Origin of the sequence: Dyella sp., assembly GCF_035685805.1 — a bacterium.
Lineage (GTDB): Bacteria > Pseudomonadota > Gammaproteobacteria > Xanthomonadales > Rhodanobacteraceae > Dyella_A.
In genome coordinates this window covers 1-23,142 of the sequence record NZ_DASSAB010000063.1, presented here as the reverse complement: position 1 = coordinate 23,142, position 23,142 = coordinate 1, and the positions used below count along the sequence as shown (strand labels likewise).

General features: G+C 70.6%; 19 protein-coding genes. 6 read left to right on the top strand and 13 right to left on the bottom strand.

Going from position 1 to position 23,142, the window contains the following annotated elements; translation table 11 throughout:
- The first annotated feature begins 223 nt into the window (after window positions 1-223).
- On the top strand, window positions 224-1,306 hold the full coding sequence (locus VFG40_RS17745; protein WP_324900034.1) for a hypothetical protein: 1,083 nt from the start codon (window positions 224-226) through the stop codon (window positions 1,304-1,306).
- Window positions 1,307-1,450: 144 nt separating this feature from the next.
- Window positions 1,451-3,508, top strand: a complete 2,058-nt coding sequence (locus tag VFG40_RS17740; protein ID WP_324900032.1) for a hypothetical protein — start codon at window positions 1,451-1,453, stop codon at window positions 3,506-3,508.
- Window positions 3,509-3,720: 212 nt separating this feature from the next.
- On the opposite strand, the gene VFG40_RS17735 is transcribed toward VFG40_RS17740, so the two are convergent.
- The 10 genes from VFG40_RS17735 to VFG40_RS17690 form a co-directional block, all read right to left on the bottom strand.
- The gene (locus VFG40_RS17735; RefSeq protein WP_324900029.1) at window positions 3,721-4,296 is read right to left on the bottom strand and encodes a gamma-glutamylcyclotransferase; all 576 of its coding nucleotides are present in this window, start codon (window positions 4,294-4,296) and stop codon (window positions 3,721-3,723) included.
- A 5-nt stretch (window positions 4,297-4,301) separates the two neighbouring features.
- Window positions 4,302-4,793 (bottom strand): MarR family winged helix-turn-helix transcriptional regulator, encoded by a 492-nt coding sequence (locus tag VFG40_RS17730; RefSeq protein WP_324900027.1) that lies wholly within the window; start codon window positions 4,791-4,793, stop codon window positions 4,302-4,304.
- A 69-nt stretch (window positions 4,794-4,862) separates the two neighbouring features.
- Window positions 4,863-5,957 (bottom strand): alkene reductase, encoded by a 1,095-nt coding sequence (locus VFG40_RS17725; protein ID WP_324900025.1) that lies wholly within the window; start codon window positions 5,955-5,957, stop codon window positions 4,863-4,865.
- 146 nt (window positions 5,958-6,103) lie between these two features.
- Entirely contained in the window at window positions 6,104-7,330 is a 1,227-nt protein-coding gene (locus VFG40_RS17720) for an FAD-binding domain-containing protein (protein WP_324900023.1), read from the bottom strand.
- Between the two features lie 243 nt (window positions 7,331-7,573).
- Window positions 7,574-9,826, bottom strand: coding sequence for a xanthine dehydrogenase family protein molybdopterin-binding subunit (locus VFG40_RS17715; protein WP_324900020.1), 2,253 nt, complete (start codon window positions 9,824-9,826; stop codon window positions 7,574-7,576).
- Window positions 9,823-10,359, bottom strand: a complete 537-nt coding sequence (locus VFG40_RS17710) for a (2Fe-2S)-binding protein (RefSeq protein WP_324900018.1) — start codon at window positions 10,357-10,359, stop codon at window positions 9,823-9,825. The genes VFG40_RS17715 and VFG40_RS17710 overlap by 4 nt, the downstream gene beginning before the upstream one ends.
- 110 nt (window positions 10,360-10,469) lie before the next feature.
- Window positions 10,470-12,134: a methyl-accepting chemotaxis protein gene (locus tag VFG40_RS17705; protein ID WP_324900016.1), complete on the bottom strand. Its 1,665-nt coding sequence runs from the start codon at window positions 12,132-12,134 to the stop codon at window positions 10,470-10,472.
- Between the two features lie 57 nt (window positions 12,135-12,191).
- A complete protein-coding gene (locus VFG40_RS17700; protein WP_324900014.1) occupies window positions 12,192-12,617 on the bottom strand; it encodes a type 2 periplasmic-binding domain-containing protein in 426 nt (141 codons plus the stop codon).
- Between the two features lie 11 nt (window positions 12,618-12,628).
- Entirely contained in the window at window positions 12,629-13,840 is a 1,212-nt protein-coding gene (locus VFG40_RS17695) for a hypothetical protein (RefSeq protein WP_324900012.1), read from the bottom strand.
- A gap of 102 nt (window positions 13,841-13,942) precedes the next feature.
- Window positions 13,943-15,268 carry an APC family permease gene (locus tag VFG40_RS17690; protein ID WP_324900010.1) on the bottom strand — a complete coding sequence of 442 codons (1,326 nt, stop codon included), beginning with the start codon at window positions 15,266-15,268 and terminating at the stop codon, window positions 13,943-13,945.
- A gap of 185 nt (window positions 15,269-15,453) precedes the next feature.
- Between VFG40_RS17690 and VFG40_RS17685 the strand changes: the two genes are divergently transcribed.
- Window positions 15,454-16,011, top strand: a complete 558-nt coding sequence (locus VFG40_RS17685) for an outer membrane beta-barrel protein (RefSeq protein WP_324900008.1) — start codon at window positions 15,454-15,456, stop codon at window positions 16,009-16,011.
- Between the two features lie 70 nt (window positions 16,012-16,081).
- On the opposite strand, the gene VFG40_RS17680 is transcribed toward VFG40_RS17685, so the two are convergent.
- Both VFG40_RS17680 and VFG40_RS17675 read right to left on the bottom strand, forming a co-directional pair.
- Window positions 16,082-18,004: a S53 family peptidase gene (locus VFG40_RS17680; protein ID WP_324900006.1), complete on the bottom strand. Its 1,923-nt coding sequence runs from the start codon at window positions 18,002-18,004 to the stop codon at window positions 16,082-16,084.
- A gap of 225 nt (window positions 18,005-18,229) precedes the next feature.
- Complete coding sequence (locus tag VFG40_RS17675) at window positions 18,230-19,105, bottom strand: PhzF family protein (protein WP_324900004.1); 876 nt, start codon at window positions 19,103-19,105, stop codon at window positions 18,230-18,232.
- Between the two features lie 170 nt (window positions 19,106-19,275).
- Here VFG40_RS17675 and VFG40_RS17670 point away from each other — a divergent pair, with 170 nt between their 5' ends.
- The 3 genes from VFG40_RS17670 to VFG40_RS17660 all read left to right on the top strand — a co-directional run bounded on the left by VFG40_RS17670 (window position 19,276) and on the right by VFG40_RS17660 (window position 22,346).
- Window positions 19,276-19,866 carry an outer membrane protein gene (locus VFG40_RS17670; protein ID WP_324900002.1) on the top strand — a complete coding sequence of 197 codons (591 nt, stop codon included), beginning with the start codon at window positions 19,276-19,278 and terminating at the stop codon, window positions 19,864-19,866.
- 184 nt (window positions 19,867-20,050) lie between these two features.
- Window positions 20,051-20,698 (top strand): outer membrane beta-barrel protein, encoded by a 648-nt coding sequence (locus VFG40_RS17665; RefSeq protein ID WP_324900000.1) that lies wholly within the window; start codon window positions 20,051-20,053, stop codon window positions 20,696-20,698.
- Between the two features lie 130 nt (window positions 20,699-20,828).
- Window positions 20,829-22,346, top strand: coding sequence for a fumarate hydratase (locus VFG40_RS17660; RefSeq protein WP_324899997.1), 1,518 nt, complete (start codon window positions 20,829-20,831; stop codon window positions 22,344-22,346).
- A gap of 391 nt (window positions 22,347-22,737) precedes the next feature.
- Here the strand turns inward: VFG40_RS17660 and VFG40_RS17655 are convergent, their stop codons facing one another.
- The gene (locus tag VFG40_RS17655) at window positions 22,738-23,034 is read right to left on the bottom strand and encodes a hypothetical protein (RefSeq protein WP_324899995.1); all 297 of its coding nucleotides are present in this window, start codon (window positions 23,032-23,034) and stop codon (window positions 22,738-22,740) included.
- Window positions 23,035-23,142: the final 108 nt, after the last annotated feature.

The following is a 23,142-nucleotide window of genomic DNA, read 5'->3' as shown; positions in this document are numbered from 1 at the left end:
GTGCCCGGTGCGCCGTATCAAGCGGACGCGAGCGGCGCGATGTCGAGCACTCTACGCCGATCGTGTCGCCGCTTGGCGCCAGCCGGCTTGGACTTTAGTCGGCCCGCGACCCACGCCGCGCCCGGCAGCGCTCGCGGCAACGCGGGGAACCCCCTGCGACATCGCGTGTCTGAGTCGGTCGCGATGCTTGCCGGGCGCGCTGGCTTCGCCAGGAGTCCGGCGAGTGGCCCATGCCGTGCCGAAGGGATTGATCATCGACCGCGCCCCGCTCGAACCCCATCGCTGGAGTCCCCCGCGCGGCGGCCTCGCGCCGCTGGATGCGTCCACGCGCGAGTTGCTGCGCGCGCTGCGCCGGCGCGAGACTGCGCCACTGGCGCGGCGGCCGCGCCTGCTGGCGTGGCTGCTGGTGGCCGCGCTGCATGCGCTGTTCGCGCTGGTGCTGTGGCACGAAACGCAGCCCGGTCCGCCGCGCGTGTTCACTGTCGATACCGCCGCGGCGACCGCGCCGGTGCTGCAGGTGCGCTTCATCCCACGCCGCCCGGCCGCCACTGCGGTCGCCCCGGCACCACCCGCCGTGCCGCCGCCGCGACCGGTGCGTGAGCCGGCCCGTGCGGACGCGATGCGCGCGGAAGTCGCCGTGCCGGCGCCGGCCACCTCCGCCAGCGTGGCGCTTGCTCCGCAGCTGTTCGATCGCAATGGCATGGCGCAACTTCCGCCCGCCAGCGCGAGCACGACAACGACCGCCGCGCCCGGCTACGTGCAGCGCAAGCCCACCGGCGACATGCAGGTGATGGCGCATCGCTCGCCGCTGCCGTACAAGGCGACGCGCTTCGAGCAGTACTTTCCGCCGCCGGGGGAGAACGCCGCGCAGGCAGGCTTGCGCAAGGTGGCCCGGCCGCTGTTCAAGCAGCACGCGGTGAACCTGCCGCACGGCGTGCATCTGAAGTGCAGCCTGCTGGGCGGGTGTTCGGATCCGCCCGCGCCGCCGCCGCCCAACGATGGCGACGAGCGCCTGAGCATGGCGCCCGCGGCGCCGCTGGCGAAGGACCCGCATCCGCCCGCACCGCCGTCGCTGCAGCGCTGCATCGCCGCGTGGCGCAGCGAGGGGCCGCTGCCGTATGGCTGCCCGACCGACACGCCGGCCCGTGCCGTGGAGGAGGAGGTGCGCCAATGCATCGCCACCTGGCGGGCCGGCAAGCGGCTGCCCACGTGGTGTCCGGCCGACACCGCACGCCGGGCGCGGGAAGGTGGCGCACCGGCCGCGGCGAAGTCCGCCGCCGCTCCGGCGGTGGACCCGGCGCGCTGATCCGCACAGCGGGCGTGTCGCCCGTCCCGTCGCGGCGGCGCGCCGGTGTGGCTCGGCGGTCGGGCCCGCCGCGACGGCGCACGCCGTTACACTGGCCCGATGCCGCTGCCGCCTCCGGACCCGTCGGTCCGCCGCCCCGTCGTGATGCTCGAGTCGCCCCGCGAGGCGGCTGAACGCGCGCGGGTCTATCGGCGCCGTACCAGGCAGAAGCCGCGCGATCGCGGCCTTCGGGTGGTGGCGCTGATCGGCAGTCTGCTGCTGCACCTGATCGTGCTGCTGGGCGCGGTGCTTGGACCGGCCTATGTGCCGCCCCTGCCGCCGGATCGCCCCGGCGATGCGCTGCTGGTGCGCCTGATCGAGAAGAAGAAAGAAGAGCCGCCGCCCCCGCCGCCGGTGCGCGGCACGCCGCCCAAGCGGCGCGGGCCGGTGCACCGCGGCAGCGCTCCGCACGTAGCGGTGCGCGCCACGGCACCCGCCGCGGTGGCCGAACCCGCGCTGCCGGCGGTGCCGTCCGCCGAGCCGCTGCCGGTGCCAACGCTGCAGCCGCCGGTCATCGACATCGCCAGCCACACCCGCGTGCCCGTGCCGCAGCCGGTGGCGGCCGCCCCGCCACCGCCGCTGAGCCTGCCTGCGCCCCCGCCTGCACCGGAGCTCGCGCCGGTGCCGATGGCTGCCAATCCGCCCGAGATCACGCTGGACACGCCAGCCGTGGCCAAGCCCGTACCGCCGGCATTCCAGCCCGAGCCGCCGCGCAAGCCGCAGCGGGAGGGCACGCGTCCGATCCCGCCGTCGGCCTCGCTGGCGATGCCGGCATTACCGCCGCAGGCTCTGCCTGCCGTGGCGCCGCCGAGCGTGGTTCTGGACCCGCCCGTGCTGCCCGGGCCGGCACCCGCCAGCGTGGTGCTGGCGCGTCCGCAGGTGACCGCGCCCGCGGCGCCGCCAGTGCCCGAGCTGCAGCCGGTGCCGCTGCCGGCGCAGCCGGCGCCGCAGGTGATCCTGGCGCCGCAGATCACCGCGCCGACGCCGGTGGTTGCCGCACAGCGACCGCAGGTGCAGGTGCCGGCGGTGCCGCTGGCGGCGCCGGAGCCCGCGCTGGAAGCGGTGCCGCTGGCCCCGCTGGCGCCCAGCCTGATCGAGCGGCCGCAGGCACCGGCGCCGGAGGCGCCACGGCTGGACACGCCCGCGCCGCCGCGGCCGACACTCACGGTGGCACGCCCGCAGGCGATGCCCGAGCCGGTCGCCGCTCCGCCCACGCCCGCGCCGCCGTCCGCCGTGGCCGACGCAGCGGACGCTCCGGCCAGGCCGGCGCCCGCGAACACCTCGCAGCGTTCGCCCGACATCGAGCGCGCCACCGCTGAGGCAAGCCAGGCGGACGCCCGCGCCGCCGAGCAGAGTACGGCCGCGCAGCGCGCAGCCGATCAGGGCACGGACAAGCCGGGCGCGACCGAGCAAGGCGCCGCCGCGGACGCTGCCGCGACCGACGCCAGCAGCGCCCCGGATGCCACCGACCAGGGCAGCGACACGGCCACGCCGGGTTCGCCGCGCGGCGTCGAGGCGGCCACGCCGGTGGTCGGCGCCGATGGCAGCATCGCGTTGCCGGCGCCGGGACGCGCCGCGGGCACCGAGCCTGCCGGCAGCGACGCCGGCAACGCCGCGGCCGGTGCCGCCAGCGGGCGGCCGGGGGACTACATCCAGCTCAAGCCGCACGGCGACGTGCAGATCATGGAACACCGCGCACCCCGTATCGGCTACAAGCCCACCCGGTTCGAGCAGGACTGGGCACCGGAGGGCGAGAGCGCGCTGGACACCGCGCTGCGCCACGCGGTGGAAAAAACCACCGTCAAGCACACCTTCCACCTGCCCCGGGGCGTGCGGATCGAATGCGCGGCGATGCCGCTGTTCCCGATGGCCCTGCTCGGCTGCCACAACCCCGATCCGCCGCCCAAGCCGCTGGCGCCGGAGATCTACCAGCGGCTCAACCTGCCCGCCGCACCGCTGGCGCCGCCGCCCCCCGCTGCGGCCAGTGCGCCGGCGCCGGCCGCGCCGATCGTGCTGGACAACACCGTGCAATGCGCCAATGCGCGCGTCGCCGGCGGGCCGCTGCCGCCGGGCTGCGCCGACGTCGCCGGGGCGCCGCCGACCCCGGCGGTCGCACCGGCGCGGTCGTCCAGTTCGTGGGTGCCCGCAAGCGACCAGTTCTAGCGGCGCGCTGCGCATTGCCGCGACGTCCGTGCGCCGCTGACGATCGCGCCTTCGCGGCGCTGCCTTGGTCGCACGTACTGTCTGGACGGCGGCGAAAGGAGGCCGATGCCGCTCCCGCGCACCGCCGGGGCAGGCGCCGGGGCACGTTCGCGTTGGGAGGAAACTGCCGTCGCCGCAGCCAGCAGCGGCGCGCAGCGCGACGCAACGCGCCCTTAGGCCGGTGCGTGCAGCGGGAGCTCGCGCAGCGCGCGTTCGAGCGCAAACACGTGCGGGTCATCGGCGCCAAGCTCGCGCAGGGCATGCGCCAGCTGCAGCAGGTAATCGCGGTTGGGGCCACTCGGGCCCCGTGCAGCGGCGATCTGCCGTGCGATCGCCTGGTCGCTGGCCGGCCCGAGGAATGCCGCGTTGTCGGCGGTGGCGATGTAGACCACGCCCTCCACCTCGCGCCCGTCGTCCAGCGTGAGCGTGGTGGCGAGACGCAGGTAGCCATTCTTTTCGCGATGGTCCAGCGGCGCGAAGGTGGCCGGCGTGATCCGGTAGGCCATGCCCGCGCACAGCGCGTGTTCGCGCGGCACCAGCGTGGCCACGCGCCCGGGCGCATCGGGCGTGCCGCGGTGGTCGTGCGAGCCCTGCCAGAAACGGCGCTCCCAGCCGCGCAACTGCGCCGGGCGGCGCTCCAGGAAGGGGAAGTCGGTCTTGTAGATCAGCGAGCCGTAGCCGAACAGCCACACGGCCTCGTGGCCGTCGAACCGGGTCATGCGCTGGTTGATCGCGGTGGTGTCGAGCATCGTGCTCAGCGCTCGTCCGCGGGCGGCTCGATCGCCGCCAGCAGGGCGTGCAGCTGTTCGCGCAACGATTCGATCGCCTCCGGCGGCAGCCCCAGCTGGCCACGCATGCCGGCGGGAATCTCCGCGGCTCGCCGCTTCAGCGCGCGCCCCTGCGGCGACAGCGCGATGCGCACGCAGCGCTCGTCGGCCGGGTCGCGCGTGCGGGTAAGCAGGCCGTTGGCCTCCATCCGCTTGAGCAGCGGAGTGAGCGTGCCGGAATCGAGCATCAGCGCATGGCCGATCTCGCCCACGGTGCACGGCGCGTGTTCCCACAGCACCAGCAGCACCAGGTATTGCGGGTAGGTGAGGCCCAGTGCATCGAGCGCGGGGCGCGCCAGCCGGGTCACCCGGTTGCTGGCCGCGTACAACGCGAAGCAGAGCTGGCGCTTCAGGCACAGCGGCGAGGCGTCATCGGCGGGCGGGGCAGGGACCGCAGGCGTGGAATGGGGGCGGGTCATGGCGCGAGGGTGCAGCACGCGCGCGGCGCGGACAAGCCATCAAGTGGCCGGCCCGCGCCGCGCCGTGGCTCAGGCCATTGCCGGATAGTCGGTGTAGCCCTTGGCGCCGCCACCGTACAGCGTGTCGCCGTCCAGCGCGTTCAGCGGCGCATCCTCGCGCAGCCGGTGCGGCAGGTCGGGGTTGCTGATGAACGGACGGCCAAACGCCACCAGGTCGGCCTTGCCGCCGGCCACGGCCTCGATCGCCATGGCGCGGTCGTAGCCGTTGTTGACGATCCACGCGCCCTTGAACGGCTTGCGCATCGCCGCGTAGTCGAACGGCTGCGGCGAGCGGTCGCCGCCGGTCTCGCCCTCGATCACGTGGATGTAGGCCAGCTCGAGCGTGGCCAGGCGAGCCACCGCACGGTTGAACAGCGCCTGCGGATCGCTGTCGGCGACGTCGCCGAACGAGGTCAGCGGCGACAGCCGCACGCCGGTGCGACCCGCGCCGACTTCCCCGGCCACCGCCTCGCAGATCTCGAACAGCAGCCGCGTGCGGTTCTCGATGCTGCCGCCGTAGGCGTCGGTGCGCCGGTTGGACTTGTCGCGCAGGAACTGGTCGATCAGATAGCCATTGGCGGCGTGCACCTCGACGCCGTCGAAGCCCGCCTCGATGGCGTGGCGCGCGGCCTGGCGAAAGCTGTCCACCAGTGCGGGGATTTCGTCCAGCTCCAGCGCGCGGGGCGCGGAGACATCGGCGAAGCCGTCGGCGGTGAACACCTTCGCATCGGCACGGATCGCCGAGGGCGCCACCGGCGCCTTGCCGCCCGGTTGCAGCGAGGTGTGCGAGATGCGGCCCACGTGCCACAGCTGCAGCACGATCCGGCCGCCGGCGGCGTGCACGGCATCGGTCACTTCCTTCCAGTGCTTCACCTGTTCGGACGAATGAATGCCGGGCGTGGCGATGTAGCCCTGGCCCTCCGGCACCACCTGGGTGGCCTCGGCGATGATCAGCCCCGCGCTGGCGCGCTGGCTGTAGTAGGTGGCCTGCAGGTCGCCCACGGTATTGCCCTCGCCCGCGCGATTGCGGGTGAGCGGGGCCATCACGATGCGGTTGGGCAGCTTCAGCTCGCCCACGGTGATCGGCTGGAACAGGACGTCGACGGATGCGGCGTGATCGCTCATGGATACTCCTTGCAATGAACAGGCGGAAACGGTTGCAGACCGGTCCGAGGTGGGACCGGCCGAATGCATTTCAAGCAATTATGTTGCACACAATGCATGTGCCGGGGCCGTGACGGCGGCATCACGCCGCGGTGTGTCGGCCGGGATCAGTACGCGCTCGGCTCCAGCCGCGTGCGGTTCCACCACGACGAGAAGCTGTGGCAGAGGCGCTCGACCGGGGCGAACAGCTGCGGGGCCGGACGCAGCTGCACATCGTCGCGAAGCTCGCGCAGTTCGCGCGCCAGATGAGGCTCGTCCACCCCGTGCACGCTGCTTGCGGTGGCCAGCGCCGCGCGCAGCGCCGGCGTCCCGGCGAACCAGCGCAAGGGCGCGAGCGCCTGCTGCTGCCCGGCAACGAAGGCCCAGCGCGCCTCCGACCAGGGCCACAACGCATGCCACGACGCCACGCCGATCGCCACTGGCAGCGTGCCTGGCGGCAGGTCCGCCAGTGGCGCACGCAGGCACCACGGATGGACCAGCCACACCGGTCGCCCCGCCACGGCTGCGGGGTCCGGGGCGCCGAAGCCGTATGCGGCCGGCGGCGAGGCCAGCAGCGGCGGCTCGTCCAGCGCGGGGCGGGTCAGGCTGCGCCCGGCCGCCACCACCACATCCGCGCTGCGCGCCACCCGGTCCAGCGCCTCGTAGCTGCGGTCGATGGCGGTACCGGGGCTGTGCCATTCGCGCGGGGCGAATCGCGCCACGTTGTCGGCATTGAACAGGTAGGGCTTGTGGCTGCCGGTGCCGGCCACCCACTGCCAGCTCAGATGGTTGCTGGCGAGGTCGCCGTCGAGCAGGTGCGCGTAGAACCAGTCCGCCGCCACCCGCCAGTGCACCTTGCGCAGGTGCACCACGTAGCTGGCCAGCCACATGCGCGCGTGGTTGTGCACGTAGCCGGTGGCGTACAGCGCGGCCACGGTGCGGTCGATCACCGGCAACCCGGTGCGCCCTTCGCGGATGTCCGCCGGCAGCTCGCGGGCGTACGCGCGCTCCGGCAGCGGGCCTGCGTGCAGCGAGCGGAAGATGGCGTCGCCGCGCCACTGCCACGCATGCCGGAAAAACTCGCGCCAGCCGAACTCCTGCACCAGCTTGTGCGACGGGTCGAGCCGGTAGCGCGCCACCAGGTCGGCATGCACGTGGGGCAAGGTCAGCACGCCGTGCGTGAGATAGGGCGACAGCCCGGTCACCGCGCCATCGAGCGCGTTGCGGCTGCGCGCGTAGTCGCCGGGCCGCACCGCTTCCAGGCGCGCCAGCGCGGCCTCGCGTCCAGCCGGAAAGGTGGGCTCGACCAGCGACCCGGTGTCCAGCAGGCGGTCGGCAAGGGATGTCGTGCTCATGGCGCGTGCGTCGCCGCGCGGGGCCGGGGAGGTCGCGCGAACGCCACCCGGAAGCCAGGGAAGCGTGCGACGTCCGCTGCGGCGCGGGCTTCGCGCAGCACGGCGCCGTCAGCGGGGTTCAGGTCATGCGCTGGTGGGGTGAGAGCGGGCTGGGGCATGGCCCCAACATACGGACGGGCGCCGACTACGGATGCGCCGCCGGCGGCGGCGTGCCGGCAGCCTGGCGCCGCGCCGGAGCACGGGCTACAGCAGGCGCAGCAGTTCCTTCATCAGCGGCAACCGGCGTACCCGCACCGCGGTGGCGCGGAACACCGCATTGGCCAGCGCCGGAGCCGCGGTGGGCATGGCCAGGAAGCTGGCGCCGGTCGGTGGCCGATCGTTGTCGGCCACCACGACTACCTCCACCGCGTCCGGCAGTTGCGCCATCGTGGCGAGCGGGTAGGCCTTCCAGTCGTGCTGCTGCACCTGGCCGTCCTTCACCGTGATGGCCAGATGCAGTGCCTGCGACAGCGCGGCGAGGGTGGCGCCGGCGAGCTGGTCCTGCAGCCCCAGCGGGTTGATCACGCGGCCGACGTCGGCCACGCACACCACCCGCTCGATGGTCAGCTGCTCGCCCTGCATCGACACCTCCACTGCGTGCGCCACGTAGGCGCCGCCGATGTGCCAGCCGGCGATGCCCAGGCCGTTGACGGTGCGCAGCCAGTTGTCCCACTGGATCCGCTCAGCGGCGAGCTTCAGCACGTTGGCGAGCCGCCAGGTGTCCAGCGCTCCGCCGCCGGGCAGCGGCAGCTGGCGCGGCTCGCCGATGATGCGCAGGCGCGTGTCGAGCGGGTTCTCGCGCATCACGTGGGCGATCTCGTCGACAAAGCTCTCGGCGGCGAACGCGTTGGCCACGTCGGGCATGCCGCGCATCGGCCCGCGCGGGATCGTCGACGGCACGGCATACCAGTCGCTGCGGAAATTCGGCACCAGGCCGGCCGGCAGCTGGGCCGGATCGGCCTCGGACATCCACGATCGCGCGGGCACCGCCCGCCCGGCCAGCGCCGAGGCGCTTGCCATGCGCTGCGTCCAGGCCAGCAGCTGGCGCTTGCGGTCGATGATCGCCTGCATCGCGTGGACGCAGCCGGAGCGATAGAAATCGTGGGTGAGGTCTTCTTCGCGCGGCCACATCAGGCGCACCGGCTTGTCGAGCATCTTGGCCAGCATCACCGCCTCGGCGACGAAGTCGTGGTCGAGCCGGCGGCCGTAGCCACCGCCGACGCGCGGCACGTGGATGGTGATCTGCGCGGGGGCTAGTCCGGTCAGTCGCTGCACCACGCGCCAGGCGTCGTGCGGGGCCTGGGTCGGCACCACCAGTTCGGCGCGGTCCTTCTCCAGCCGCACCGTGCAGTTCGTCGGCTCGGGCGTGGCATGGGCCAGCCAGGGCTGCACGTAGGTTGCCTCGATGCGCCGCGCGGCCTTCTTGCGTGCCGCCTCGACGTCGCCGTCGTCGCGCACGCGCGCGCTCGGCGCCGCGTCCGAGTCGACCAGCGCCAGCGCCTGCTGTTCCAGCGCGGCGGTGCTGTCGACCGCGTGCGCGGGCGGCTTCCACTTCAGCTCCAGCGCGGCGCGGCCCTGCAGCGCCGCCCACACGCTTTCGGCTACCACCACCACGGACGGTGCCATTGGCGTGGTGCCCGCGGGCTGCCCGGGTTCCGGTGCCAGTTGCAGCACCTTGACCACGCCCTTGATCGCCAGCGCCTTGCTGGTGTCGATGCGCTCGAGGCTGCCGTCGGGCCAGGGGCAATGCGTGGGCACGGCCACCAGCGCGTCGTCGCTGATGGCGTCCAGCGCGAAGCGGGTCCGGCCGGTGACCATGTCGCGCGCGTCGACGTCGCCCGCGGGCTGGCCGATCAGCGTGTAGCGGTCGGGCGTCTTGAGCGGGACGGGCCCGCGCGGCGGATCGATCTTCGCGGCCGCCGCGGCCAGCTGGCCGTAGTCGAGTCGGCGTCCATCGCGCGCCACCACGTGGCCGGCATCGCAACGCAGTTCGCCGGCCGGCAACCCGAGCTGGCGCGCACCGGCCTGCAGCAGCAGCCAGCGGGCGAGTGCGCCGGCCTGGCGCAAGTCGCCCCACGCGGCCGGGATCGAGGTGCCGGTACCCCCCAGCTGATGGGCATAGACGAAGTCCGGCTCGCCCTTGGCCGCTTCCGCCGGAGCATCCAGCAGCAGCACTTTGACCCGGCTCCAGTCCGCATCCAGTTCGTCGGCGATGATGCGCGGCAATGCGGTCGCCACGCCGGTGCCGGTGTCCGGATCGCGCGCGCCAATCAGCACGCTGCCGTCGGCATCGATGCGCACGTAGGCGCCCAGCCCGTACAGCGTGTCGCCCAGCCACCCGGCCGGCACCGGTGCATCGGCAGCATCCAGCCGCGGAATGCCCACCACCAGCGCGCCGGCCGCACCGGCCAGCACCTGCAGAAAACGTCGGCGCGAGAGCGCCATCGGGCCGCTCATGCCTTTGCTCCGGTTTGCTCGCCGACGCGCTTGATGGCGCGGCGCACCCGCGTCTGGCAGCCGCACAGGCAGAGGTTGGGCAGGGTGTCGATGTCGCCATCGTCCGGACGCGGATGCCGACGCAGCAGGTCGACGCCGGCGATCAACCAGCCGGGGATGCAATAACCGCAGCCGATCGCGTCCTCGTCGATGAATGCCTGCTGCAGCGGGTGCAGCGTGCCGTCCGGCGCAGCCAAACCCTCGACCGTGGTGACGCGCTTGCCGGCCAGCTGGGCCATCGGCTGCGTGATGGCGGAGACCATCTTGCCGTCCACCAGCACCAGATCGGCTCCGCCGATGCCGTGTGCATCGGCGTACTTGGTGCCGGTGAGCTGCAGCACGTCGCGCAGATACCACAGCAGCGGCATCCCGGGATCGCCGGTGTGGCGGAAGGACTCGCCATTGATCTGCAGCGCAATGCCGGCGCGGGCTTTTTCCGGAACGATCGCGTCAGCCGTCTCGTTCGCCAGATCGGGGTCCCGCACCTGCGCCATCAAGGGAATCTCCTTCAGTGATTCCCTTATTGTGGCATTGGCGCCCGCGCGCGGCAGCCCCGGCCCGGACGGAGCCGTTCATGCCGGCCGGCGCGGGGCGGCGCCATCGCTCAGAACTCCTGCCACTGCCCCGCGTCGGCCGCCGCATGAGCGAGCTGCACGCCGCGCGCTGCGCGCGGAGGCGGGGCTGGCCGCGACGACATGTCCGCGCTCGGTGCGGACGATGGTTCGTCGGCCGGCACCTGTGCGGCTCCGGCGCCGGCAGCGGACGCCACCTTGAAGAACGCCACCTCGCGGACCAGCAGGCTGGCCTGCTCCTGCATGGCGCGGCTGGCCGCGGCGGCCTGTTCCACCAGCGCCGCGTTCTGCTGCGTGTCCTCGTCCATCGAAGTGATCGCGTTGCCCACCTGGTTGATGCCCGCGGCCTGCTCGTGACTGGCTGCAGCGATCTCGGCCACGATGTCGGTGACGCGGTTGACGCTGCCGGCGATCTCCGACAGCGTGCGGCCGGACCGCTGCACCAGCTCGCTGCCCGCTTTCACCTTTTCCACGCTGTCGTTGATCAGCGCCTTGATCTCCTTCGCGGCGCCGGCCGAGCGCTGCGCCAGGTTGCGCACCTCGGTGGCGACGACGGCGAAGCCGCGGCCCTGCTCGCCGGCGCGAGCCGCTTCCACCGCAGCGTTGAGCGCCAGCAGGTTGGTCTGGAAGGCGATCTCGTCGATCAGCCCGACGATGTCGGCGATCTGCCGGCTGGAACCTTCGATGGCGGTCATCGCAGCGCTGGTCTGCACCATCACCTGGCCACCCTGTTCGGCCTGCTGCCGGGCATTGCGGGCCAGCTGGTCGGCCTGCTGGGCGTTTTCGGCGTTCTGGCGTACCGTGGCCGTCATCTCCTCCATCGAGGAGGAGGTTTCTTCCAGGCTGGCGGCCTGGTTCTGGGTCCGGCGCGAGAGATCGTCGTTGCCGTGTGCGATCTGTGCCGAGGCTTCACCGACTTCCTGCGACACGCTGCGAATCGAACCGACGATGTCCGACAGTCGCGCTGACATCGCCTGCAGCTTGCCGAGCACCGATGCGTGGTGGGCGGCGGCATGGTCGTCATGCTGCAGGTCGCCATCGGCGATGCGCTCCACCATGGCGCGCAGATACTCCGGCTCCGCGCCCAGGTCACGCGCGATCGCGCGCAGCACGAACCACGCGCCGAGGACCAGCACCAGCACGATCGCCACCGCCGTCACCGTGTTGGAGAGCACCACGTGGCGCACACCCTCGCGCGATTCGGCAAGCCGCTGCTGCACGCGAGCGGTACCCGCAGCGAGCTCCTTCGCCAGCGCGCCCTCGAGCGTCTTCTGTGCATCCTGCATCGCGGCCACCTTGTCACCCGGGTTGCCGTTTGGATCGAGCATCACCTCGGCTGCCTGGGTGGCCGCGGTGACGTAGGTGTCGTAGGACCCGCCCAGCGCAGCGGCTACCTTGGCGTGGTCACCGAACTTCGCCAGCTGGTCGCGCTGGGCATGCAGCCGGTCGGCGATGTCCTTGACGTCGTCGAGCTTGCTCTTGTCGCCTTCGGCGACCGCGCTCTGCACGGTCTGCGTGGTGCGCTCGAACAGGGTGTCGAATTGCTTGAGTCCCTCGAGGTAGGGATAGTCCACCGCGCCGAGCGAGGTGACGGCGCTGGATGCGCGCGTGGCCAGCGTGGCGCTTGCCAGCCAGCCGACCAGGAACAGCGCCAGCGTGGTCGCCGGCAGCAGCAGAATGCGGGTTTTGAACTTCATCGGGTACTCCGGGGGGCGTACGGCCGCAGCCGGCGCGTGGCCGGCTGCGGTTCGGTCTTACGGCAGCTTCAGGACGGCCTTCACCGACGCATCGACCGCGCCGCTGTCGACGTAGCCGACGGCGTGGGGATCGCTCGCCACGGCCTTGATCACGGCCGCGTCATTGGCCGCCTCGTGCGGCGGCAGCACGCGACCACTGAACACCAGGCGCGACCACACCGCCTTGACCTGGCTGGCGGACTTGCCCGCCACGGCCTGGTAGAAACGCTCGCGCGCCGGGTTGCTGTCCGGCAGGTCGTACAGCTTGGCGCTGCCGCCGCCGGGCAGGGCGGTGGTCTTGCCCAGATACAACGCGGCGGCGTCTTCCTTGCTCAGGCTGGTGGTCTCGCTGTTCGCACTCACCACCATCACGACGCCGGCCAGGGACGGTGCGCTGGCCATGGCCAGCACCGCTGCAATGAGGCAGGTAGGGATGCTCTTCATGGGACAGCTCCTCAAAACACGAAGTCGACGACGGCGGAATAGACGTTCACCGCGTGTCCGTCGAAGCCCGGCTGCACCTTGGCAAACGTGCCGCCCTGGTCCGACGGGCGGACGTGGTCGACCTGCGCCTTGATCGCGACACTGCTCGCCACGTCCCAGCGCACGCCCAGCGAGGTGCTGTGCTGACTGTTGCCGGTGATCAGTCCGTTGACGCCGTTGGCCAGCGGGATCAGCGGGCCGAACGCCGGCACGGCCGGGTAGTCGTTGCTGTCGTCGCGCTTGGTGTAGCCGGCGTAAGTGACGTACGGCATGACCTTGCCGAAGCGATAGCCGAACGTGCCGTACCAGCCATTGGCGTGGCCCAGCAGGCTGTCCGAGCGCAGCTTGGCGTACTCGCCGGTAATCAGCAGGTTGTCGGCGTCGTAGGTGCCGCCCAGGCTGATGAAGGTGGTGCGGGTGTTGTCCGCATCCAGCCGATCGGCCACCGGGCCGAAACCGGTCAGGTACAGGCCGTTGTAGAGCGCGGTGGTGCTGCTGGAGTCGAAGGTCACCTTGCCGGTACTCAGGCCGCCGCGCACGCGCAGGTTGCCGATCTCGTAGGTGATGTAGCTGCCTACCAGCTGGTTGACCTTGAGGCGACCGGCACGGTCGCTGGTCTCCGGATACGCCGTGGAGGCGTGACCGACAAGGCCCTTGATGGTCAGGTAGCCGCCGGCCAGGTCGTGGGTCCAACTGGCATCGGCGCCTTCGAAATAATCCAGCGACGCGAGGCTGTAGACCTCCAGCGGTGCGCGCACCCACGGGTTGGCGTAGCCGACATAGCGGTAGTCGGAGACTTGATAGGCCGGCCAGCCCAGGCGACCCAGGCGCAGCGACAGGCTGTCGGTCGCCTTGAAGCGCAGGAACGCCCACTCGAGCTGCGGCGAGAACCGGCCGTGGGTATCCTGCTGTGCGATGGCCTGCACGGTGGCGCTCACGGTGGAGTTGAAGGTCACGTCGAGCTGGCCGCCCACGCGCGAGTCGACCAGCGCGGAGCCGTGCTTGCGCGCGCCCTTGAGCTGGCCGGGATTGACCAGGGAGACATCGTTGGTATTGGTAGCGACATATCCGGCGGTGCCGAAGCCGGAGAAGCGGTAGGACGTTTCATCGTCGCCGGCGTGTGCGGTGCAGGCAGCCGAAAGCGCCAGCGCCAGAACGGCGGCGCGGTAAGGGAATCGGAACATCGGAGAACAACCTCGGGGGAAAGGCGGAAAAGTCCGCTCGGTCCCGCTATCGGCGCCAGCACGCCCGACTTGAGGCTAAGTCGCGGTTTTGTGGTGATTTGTTCAGTTTTGTGACAGCGGGTGGCGCCAGCGCCAGACGGCATATACCGGCGCCCCCGCCAGCATGATCAGCACGCCGATCCCGGCGTTCACCGGATTGCTGCGCATGGTCTCGATCACCACCCAGGCGATCACGCCGATGAACACGATCGGCAGCAGCGGATAGCCCGGCACGCGGAAGCTGGCGCTGCCGGTGTCGTGGCGGCGATACCAGAACAGCGTGGCCGCGCCGATTGCGCACGCCAGCCAGTCGGCGAAGGTGGCGTAGTCCAGCAGCTGCCCGTAGCTGCCGGTGAGTACCAGCACGATCGACCAGCCCGCCAGCAGCACCAGTGCCAGGTTCGGCGTGCGGTGCACCGGGTGCAGCCGTGCCACCGAGCGGAAGAACAGCCCGTCCTCGCCCATCACCTGCAGCACGCGTGCGCCGGCGACCAGCGTGATGTTGCAGAAGCCCAGCGTGGAGATGGCGATGCCCAGTGCGATCACCTTCGCGCCGACGGTGCCGAACACTCGCTGCATGACCTCGGCGGCCGGCGCCGTGCTGGCCGCCAGGCCGTCGTGTCCCAGCGCCGCGAGGTAGGCCACGTTCACCAGCGCATAGGCCACGATCACCACCAGCATGCCCAGGAACAGCGCCCGGGGCAGCGTGCGTTGCGGCTGGTGGACTTCGCCGGCGAGGTTGTTGAGGTAGGTGAAGCCGGAATAGGCGAACAGCACCGGCAGCGCTGCGCCCATGAAGCCGGCACCGGCGCGGGCGTGATCGCCGGCAAGCACCGCGTGCCCGCCGCCGCCCACGCCCGCCAGGTACAGGCCGCAGCCGACCAGCGCGGCGACGGCCAGCAGCTTGAGCAGCGCAAAGGCGTTCTGGATCCGCGCGCCGAGGCGGATGCCGAACAGGTTGATCCCGGCCACGAACACCAGCGCACCCGCCGCCAGCGGCGTGGCCGCGCGGGCCGGCAGGCCGAACAGCGCCGACGCGTAGCTGGCGAAGATGGTGGCCACCGCCGCGGTGGAGCCGGAGTAGATCACCAGCAGCATGGTCCAGCCGAACAGGAACCCGGCCAGCGGGCCGAACGCCTCGCGCAGGTAGACGTAGATGCCGCCGGCGCGGGGCCGTCGCGCGCCCAGTTCGGCGTAGCAGAGCGCGCCGATCAGCGTGAGCACGCCGGCGCCCACCCACATCGCCAGCAGCGCCAGCCCCGACCCGGTGCGCTGTGCCGCGATGCCCGGGTTGAGGAAGATGCCGCCGCCGATGATGCCGCCGATGACGACCATCGCGGCGTCGCCGATGCGCATGCTGCGCAGGTAACCGTTCGGAGAAGGGGGCATGCGCGATGGTTCCTGAGCGTCGAGGCGGCAATGCGGGAGCCGCATCATGTCGGTCCGTGCCATGCGCGGCAAGCACCGACGCGAGCTGTAGGGGGTTGCCGATACGAACCGCTCGATCGCTTGCCCATACTGCGGCGCGCCCGTCGTTACGGGTGGGACATCCGCCAGTCACAGGGAACCATTCCATGAGCAAGCGTTTCACCATCGCCGCGGCGGCGTTGGCTTTGTCCTGCGCCTCCACGGCATCGATCGCCGCCAGCCCGGGCCAGGTCTTCATCAATGGGTCGGTCGGGCAGTCGACTTACCACGACGACTTCCTCAACTCGAGCAACACTGACACCGCCGTGGCCGGCCGCGTCGGCTATGCGTGGAATGTCGACCAGCTGAGCTACGGGGTGGAGGTCGGTTACGCGGATCTGGGACAGGGCAGGGGCGACTACGGCACCTATCGGCTGTCCAGCGGCGTGCGCGGCCCGCTGGCAGGCGCCAACCTGACCTACCGCTTCCCCAGCCGGATGTTCGTCCACTTCCGGCTCGGCTGGATGCACGACAACTTCCACGGCCAGCTCAATGGTTATCGCGAGAACTTCTCGGGCAACGGCGGCTACGTCGGCGTGGGTGTGGGCTACGACGTCAATGAGCATGTAGGCATCGGCGTGGCATACGACCATTACGCCGTGCGTGGTCAGGGCTATCGCGACAGCGTCGGCATGCTTTCCGGGTTGGTTCAATTCCGCTTCTGAAGGTCCCGCCCCCGTGCGACATAACAACGGCCGCCAGGGGCGGCCGTTGTCTTTTCCGTACGCCGGGGAACTACCAGCGGAAGCGCAGGAACGCGTCCAGGTTGGCCACGTCAAGCGTGCCGATGCCGGCGCCCGGGGTGTAGTGCGGTGCGCCGTGGTAGTACCAATTGTCGCCCGCGTTGACGCTGTTGAACGGCGAGTAGCGGCCGTAGCCGAAGATGTTCTGCAGGAAATAGATCTGCGGGTTCCACAGGCCCACGCGGTGCCCCGAGCTCTGCCGCAGCAGCGCGGTGATGCCGTTGAGCTGGGGTGCCACGAAGCTGGTGCCGCCTGAGCCGCTGACCACGCCGCCGTCGGTGGTGGCCACCACCAGGTAGCCGGTCTCCGGATCGGCGTTGAGCGAAATGTCCGGCACGTTGCGGCCGTGGAAGTGGTTGGGCAGGGTGAGGTAGGTCACCGGGCCGTCGGTGGGATCGTTGTAGACCAGCGCCTGGTTTTTCTCGGTGGCACGGATGCCGCGGGTGAAGAACTGGTAGATCGGCCGACGCCAGTAGCTGCTCACGCCACCGCCGCCGCCCACCGAGAACAGGTCGACCAGACCCGGCCCGATCTCGGTATCGATGTAGTGCTGCAGATAGTCCCAGCCCCACACGCTCTCCTGGGTGATCGACGCCGGCGGACGCCCGCTGAAGGAGAAGGTAAAGGGGGTGGTGGTGCCACCTGCCGCGGTGATGTAGGGGTCCGATGCCGGTGAGTCCACGCTCAGCGGCGCGCTGAACTGGCCCAGGCCAGTGCCTGCGCCGAGACTGCGCACGGTGTCGTACGCGCCGGAATCGCCCGAGGCGGCAAATACCGACTGGCCCTGCGCTGCCGCCTCCAGGAACACCTCGTGGAATGCCTGCAGGTCACCGGCGTCGCGGGTGTCGCCCGGTTTGGCGCCGTCGACGTTGAGCGCGGCGAAATTGAACGCTTCGGGTAGCCCCCAGCTGGTGGAGATGCTGTCGGCGCGGTTGTCCGAGACCGCCTGCGCGAACGCGTTGACGAAGCTGGCGCTGGTGTTGGGCGCGTCGTACACCAGCACGTCGGCGAACGGGGCCAGGCCCCCGGCCTGTTCCACGTCCAGCGCCGTCTCGCCGCTGCCGCCGTTGATCGCGCCGCCGCCGTCGACGCGGATCTGCTCGATCCGGTGCGGCTTGGTCACGAGGCCGATGGCGTTCCAGTAGGTCTCGGCGTCGGCAGGGTCGAAGTCCGACAACGTCACGATGGCCACGGTCGATCCCTCACCCGTGACGCCACGCTGGTAAAGCGGATTGATGTTGTAGAAGTCCGCCACGTCGCCAACCGTGTAGATGCCGGGCTGGCCGGTGGCGGTGGGATTGCCCGCGGCCCCGGGCCGGATGCCGCGCACGTCCAGCGCGCGCAGGCTGGTCTGCTTCTGCGCTACCCGCGGCGTGCTGATCCGATGGGAGAGGTAGGTGGCCTGGTTGTTCAGCCCCAGCGTGGCGACCACGCTGCCCAGTTCGCTCGGCATCACCAGCGTTGCGCTGGGCCGGTGGAAGGTCTTGCCGGTGGTGAGCGAGCGGTAGCTGTGGATGGGCACGTGGAATGCCTTGCCGAACTGCTCCAGCGTGCCGCTGACGCGTACCGTGATGTGGTTGTCCAGCACGGTGCTGCGCAAGCCCTGCCTGGCCAGATAGGCCTGCATGCGGCGCAGCTGCGCGTCGGTGGCGCCATGGCGGCGGGCGAATTCGGCGGTGCTGAGGAACTTGTGGAAGTTCGCGCTGCCCGGCGTGACGGTCTGCTGGATGAACCGCTCCAGCCCCGCCTCGTCGCGCAGCGCGAGCATCAGGGTGACGTTGACCGGCTGACTGGCGGGCGCCAGGCCCATGTCGACGGCGGACTGGCTGTCGCCCGCATGCACGGCAGCTGCGGTGCCGGCGAGCATCAGGGCGAGGGCGGCGGCGAGGGTGGTGCGGTGGAACGTGGCAAGCATGTGGTTCTCCTTGAGCGAGATGGAGCGTGGAGGCACCTCTGCCGCCGCCAGACACACGGCGACCGCCCTCCAGCCCGGCTGTCGAGCGTCATCAACATGACGACCCCAGATTTCCCTTCGCGCTGCCACGTGCCCCTGCTCATCGCAGCGTCGCGGCCCAAGCTTGCGCCCCGATTGTGTTAGCTCAAGGTGATTTTTCGCGGCCGGTTTGGCCGTCCGTAACGCTCAGAGCGACAGGCTCCCCCGCACGGTGAGCGCGCACGCGCCGCCGACGGTGATGGCGCCGCTGATCGGGTCGCGCGCCACTTCCACCAGCCCGTCACGCCCGACCTCGCGGCCCTGGCTGGCACGGTAGTGCGTGCCGTAGCCGCCACCGCCCGGCTGCGTGGCGAGCACAGCCATGATGGCCGCGTTGGCGCTGCCGGTGACCGGATCTTCGGGGATGCCGTCGGCCGGACAGAATGCGCGCACCGCCATGGCCGCCTCGCCTGCGTGCTCGCGTCCGAACACGCTCACGCCCACGGCGCTGCGATGCAGGCACAGCGCGCCGATCGCGGCCATGTCCGGCACGAGTGCGCGCACCGCAGCGGCCTCGTGCAGATCGCACACCAGCCAGTGCGGGCCGTTGTCCACCTGATGCGCCTCGCCTTCGTGCAGCGCCGCCGGCAGGGCCGCCTGCAGCTGGGCTCGCAGCGCCTCGCCCACCGGCTCGATCTGCGCCGGCGGCGCCTGCACGTGGATGCGGCGCGCCGCGCCGTCGCCCTCCACCCGTACCGCCAGCAGCCCGGCCGCACACTCCTGTACCAGCGCGCGCTTGCCGGTGTCGACCAGTCCCGCCTCGATCGCCGCGTACGCGCTGCCCACGCTAGGGTGTCCGGCGAAGGGCAGTTCCTGCCGCGGGGTGAAGATGCGCACGCGGTAGTCCGCCTGCGGCGTGCTCGGCGGCAGCAGGAAGGTCGTCTCCGACAGGTTGGTCCAGCGAGCGAATGCCTGCATGGCATCGCTGTCCAGGTCGTGTGCATCGACCACCACGGCCAGCGGATTGCCCAGCGTGGGGCGGTCGGAGAAAACGTCCAGCTGCATGAAGCGGCGCGTCGGCATGGCGAGGTCCGTGGAAGGAGGAAGCGGCACGATGCCAGTGCCGGGGCAGCCCCGGCAATGGCACGTGGTGGCGCGACGGCGGTGGCAGACACGCGCGAGCCGAGTGGCTAGGCTATGCGGCCGGCCACGTTCCACGGCCGGCATCATTCATCGCTTTTCAAGGAAGCATCATGAGCAGGAAGCTTGTGGCGGCATGCATTGCCGTCTTGGCGCTGCCGCACGCGGCACACGCAGTCGGCCAGCAGGTATTCGTCAACGGCACCGTCGGCTTGTCCGATTCGCACATCGGCAACGGCGGCGCCGACCGTGACGGTAGCGACGTGGCTGCCGCGATACGCGTGGGCGTGCTGTGGCGTGGCCAGCCGCAGTTCGGCATCGAGACCGGCTACGCCGACCTCGGGCGCTACCGCCAGCGCATCATGATCGGGCAGGTCCAGGTGCGCGACCAGGTGCACACCCGCGCGGCGCTGCTCGGCGCCAACGTCACCTACCGCTTCGACGCGCCGTGGTACGTGACCGCGCGCGGCGGCCTGCTGCGCAGCTGGCTGTCGGTGCACGAGTATGCGGACGGCGTGGCCAGCGGGCAGGGCAGCGCGGCCGGCAACGGCTGGTATCTGGGTGCCGGCGGCGGCTATGACATCAGCGAGCAGCTGAGTATCGGCGCGCACCTGGACCTCTACCACGTGGCCGCCTCGCAGGGCGCGGCGCAGGTGGACGGCCACGTCGCGACGCTGGGTGTGCAGCTCGAATACCGCTACTGACGCCTACCGGCGTTTGCCCGCAGCGACCCGTGCCGGCGCGTCCTCGTGGCCGGCCGAGGTTGCATCGGCATTGCCTTACAGACAGGCCGATACCGCTTCCGTTACCTTGCGCGCCCCCGCGCGCCCCCGCGCGCCCTTCGACGTGCGCGGGGGCATTGAACAACTCAAAGAACAGGGACCCCGCATGAAGCTCATCACCCGCGCCGCAGTCGTCGGCGCACTGGCGCTTGCCTCCACTTCCGCGTTCGCCGGCTCCACCGGTAACTTCTTCATCAACGCCGGCATTGGCCAGGCGCAGTACCACGTGGGCCGCACCGATGGCCTGGGCTACAAGCTCGACGAGAAGGACACCGCCGGCGCGCTGCGCTTCGGCTACGCCTGGCACGTCGGCCCCGCGGTCGATCTGGGCGTCGAGGGCGGCTACGTCGACCTGGGCAAGCTCGTGGCGAGCTATCACTACCAGAACGCTGCCGCCGACTACTTCGTCGACGAGCACGCCGACCTCAATGCCACCGGCTGGCTGGCCGGCGTCAATGGCAGGTTCGAGATCGCGCCGCACTGGTACGTGTCGGCGCGCGGCGGCTGGCTGCATTCCAGCGCCGATGCGACCTACAGCTACCGGGAAACCGGTTACACCGGCGCGTATGCGAGCGGCAGCGCCAACGGCGACGGCTGGTACGGCGGCGTGGGCGTGGGCTACGACTTCACCCGCGACTTCAGCCTCGGCCTGAACTACGACAACTACCACGCCAAGGCCGACATCGACAATGCGCTCGGCTCGGTCGACAGCAATATCGGTGCGTTCACGGTAACCGCCGAGTTCCGCTTCTGATCAGGCGGTAGCCGGTGACATCACGGCCGCCCTCCGGGGCGGCCGTTTTTTTGTCCGGCTGCCCGGGCTGCGGCACAATGCGCCGCCTGTGCGCCGCGCGCGTCGGCGCTTCCCTCGCCAAAGTCCGCCCATGACCACCATCAAGCAAGCCGACCTGATCCAGTCCGTCGCCGACGCGCTGCAGTACATCAGCTACTACCACCCGGTCGACTACATCACCAACCTCGCCGCCGCCTACGAGCGCGAGGAGTCGCCCGCGGCCAAGGACGCGATGGCGCAGATCCTGATCAACTCGCGCATGGCCGCCGAGGGCCACCGCCCGCTGTGCCAGGACACCGGCATCGTCACGGTCTTCCTCAAGGTCGGCATGGACGTGCGCTGGGAGGGCTTCACCGGCTCGCTGGAGGACGCCGTCAACGAGGGCGTGCGTCAGGCTTATATGCATCCGGACAACAAGCTGCGCGCCTCGGTGCTGGCCGATCCGGCCGGCAAGCGGCAGAACACCAAGGACAACACGCCAGCGGTGATCAACGTCTCGATCGTGCCGGGCGACACCCTCGACGTGATCGTGGCAGCCAAGGGTGGCGGCTCGGAGGCGAAGAGCAAGTTCGCCATGCTCAACCCGTCCGATTCCATCGTTGACTGGGTGCTCAAGACCGTGCCGACCATGGGCGCCGGCTGGTGCCCGCCGGGCATGCTCGGCATCGGCATCGGCGGCACCGCCGAGAAGGCGATGCTGCTGGCGAAGGAATCGCTGATGGAGCACATCGACATCCAGGAGCTGATCGCCCGCGGCCCGAGCAACCGCATCGAAGAGCTGCGCATCGAGCTGTACGAGAAGGTCAACGCGTTAGGGATAGGCGCGCAGGGCCTAGGCGGCCTCACCACCGTGCTCGACGTGAAGATCAAGGACTACCCGACCCACGCGGCCAACCTGCCGGTGGCGCTGATCCCGAACTGCGCGGCGACCCGCCATGCGCACTTCACCCTGGACGGTTCCGGCCCGGTGGCGCTTGATCCGCCCTCGCTGGAACACTGGCCCCAGCTCACCTACAACCCGACCAACGCGCGCCGGGTGAACCTTGACACGATCACCGCCGACGAAGTCGCCAGCTTCAAGCCGGGCGAGGTGCTGCTGCTCAACGGCAAGCTGCTGACCGGCCGCGACGCCGCGCACAAGCGCATGGTCGACATGCTCAACAAGGGCGAGAAGCTGCCGGTCGACTTCACCGGCCGCTTCATCTACTACGTCGGCCCGGTCGATCCGGTGCGCGACGAGGTGGTGGGACCTGCCGGCCCCACCACGGCGACCCGCATGGACAAGTTCACCGAGCAGGTGCTGGCCCAGACCGGCCTGTTGGGCATGGTCGGCAAGGCCGAACGCGGGCCGGCGGCGATCGAGGCGATCAAGCAGCACCAGTCGGTCTACCTGATGGCGGTCGGCGGCGCGGCCTACCTGGTGTCCAAGGCGATCAAGGCGTCGAAGGTGGTCGGTTTTGCCGACCTCGGCATGGAGGCGATCTACGAGTTCGAGGTCAAGGACATGCCGGTGACGGTGGCGGTCGATTCGGCGGGCACGTCGGTGCACAAGACGGGGCCGCGGGAGTGGCAGGCGCGGATCGGGAAGATTCCGGTCGTTGTTGAGTAATTGGGCATCTTCGATGCGGTCCGGTGGTCTTGCAGACTGAGAGCCAAGAGCGGTTTCGTCCTCCTACGGAGGCCGAGTCACTTCTCTTTGCGTGGCCACGCGCCGGAGGCGCGAACGGCGAAGCCGGCCCGAAGGGCGGAGGGCAGGATGCCCGGAGTAAAGAGAAGTAACCAAGAGAAAGGCCACCCCGCTTCCGCGCCTCCCGGGCCGATGGCCCGTGAGGTACGCGTCCGGGCTACGGGGTTTGTCGACAGTCCATCCATGGACTGACGCCAAACTGGCCGGCATCCATGCCGGCCACCCTTCGGGCTGATCCTCCGCCCGGCCGCCGCTGCAGAGGGGAGGGAAGTTCAAAAGCCACGCGCGTCGCGCGCAAAGGCTCGACGATCGCTCAGGCGATCACCATCGCCTTTGCGTTGTTGTCCGTGTAGATACTGTTGCTGAGGCGGTGGCCGCTGTTATTGCTATTGCAGCCGCTACCGCCGCTACCGCCGCTGCGGTCGCCGTCACCGTTGCGGTGGCTCTGGCGGTGGCTCTGGCTTTGGCTCTGGCTCTGGCGTTGGCTTTGGTTTTGGCTTTGGCTGTTGCCCTTGCTTTTGATCTCCCTCTCCCTTGTGAGGCGGTGAGCCGTGGTCGAAAGGCCCGCAGGGGCATCGGCATGGATGCCGATGCCTTTTCGCCAGTGCATGGATGCACTGTCGAAAAGCCCGGCCGCGGCTCACGGACTTGCCGGGCGCAGCCCGGCAAGCGCCGAGGAGGGTCGCCTTCTCTTTGGTTACTTTCTCTTGGCGACCCA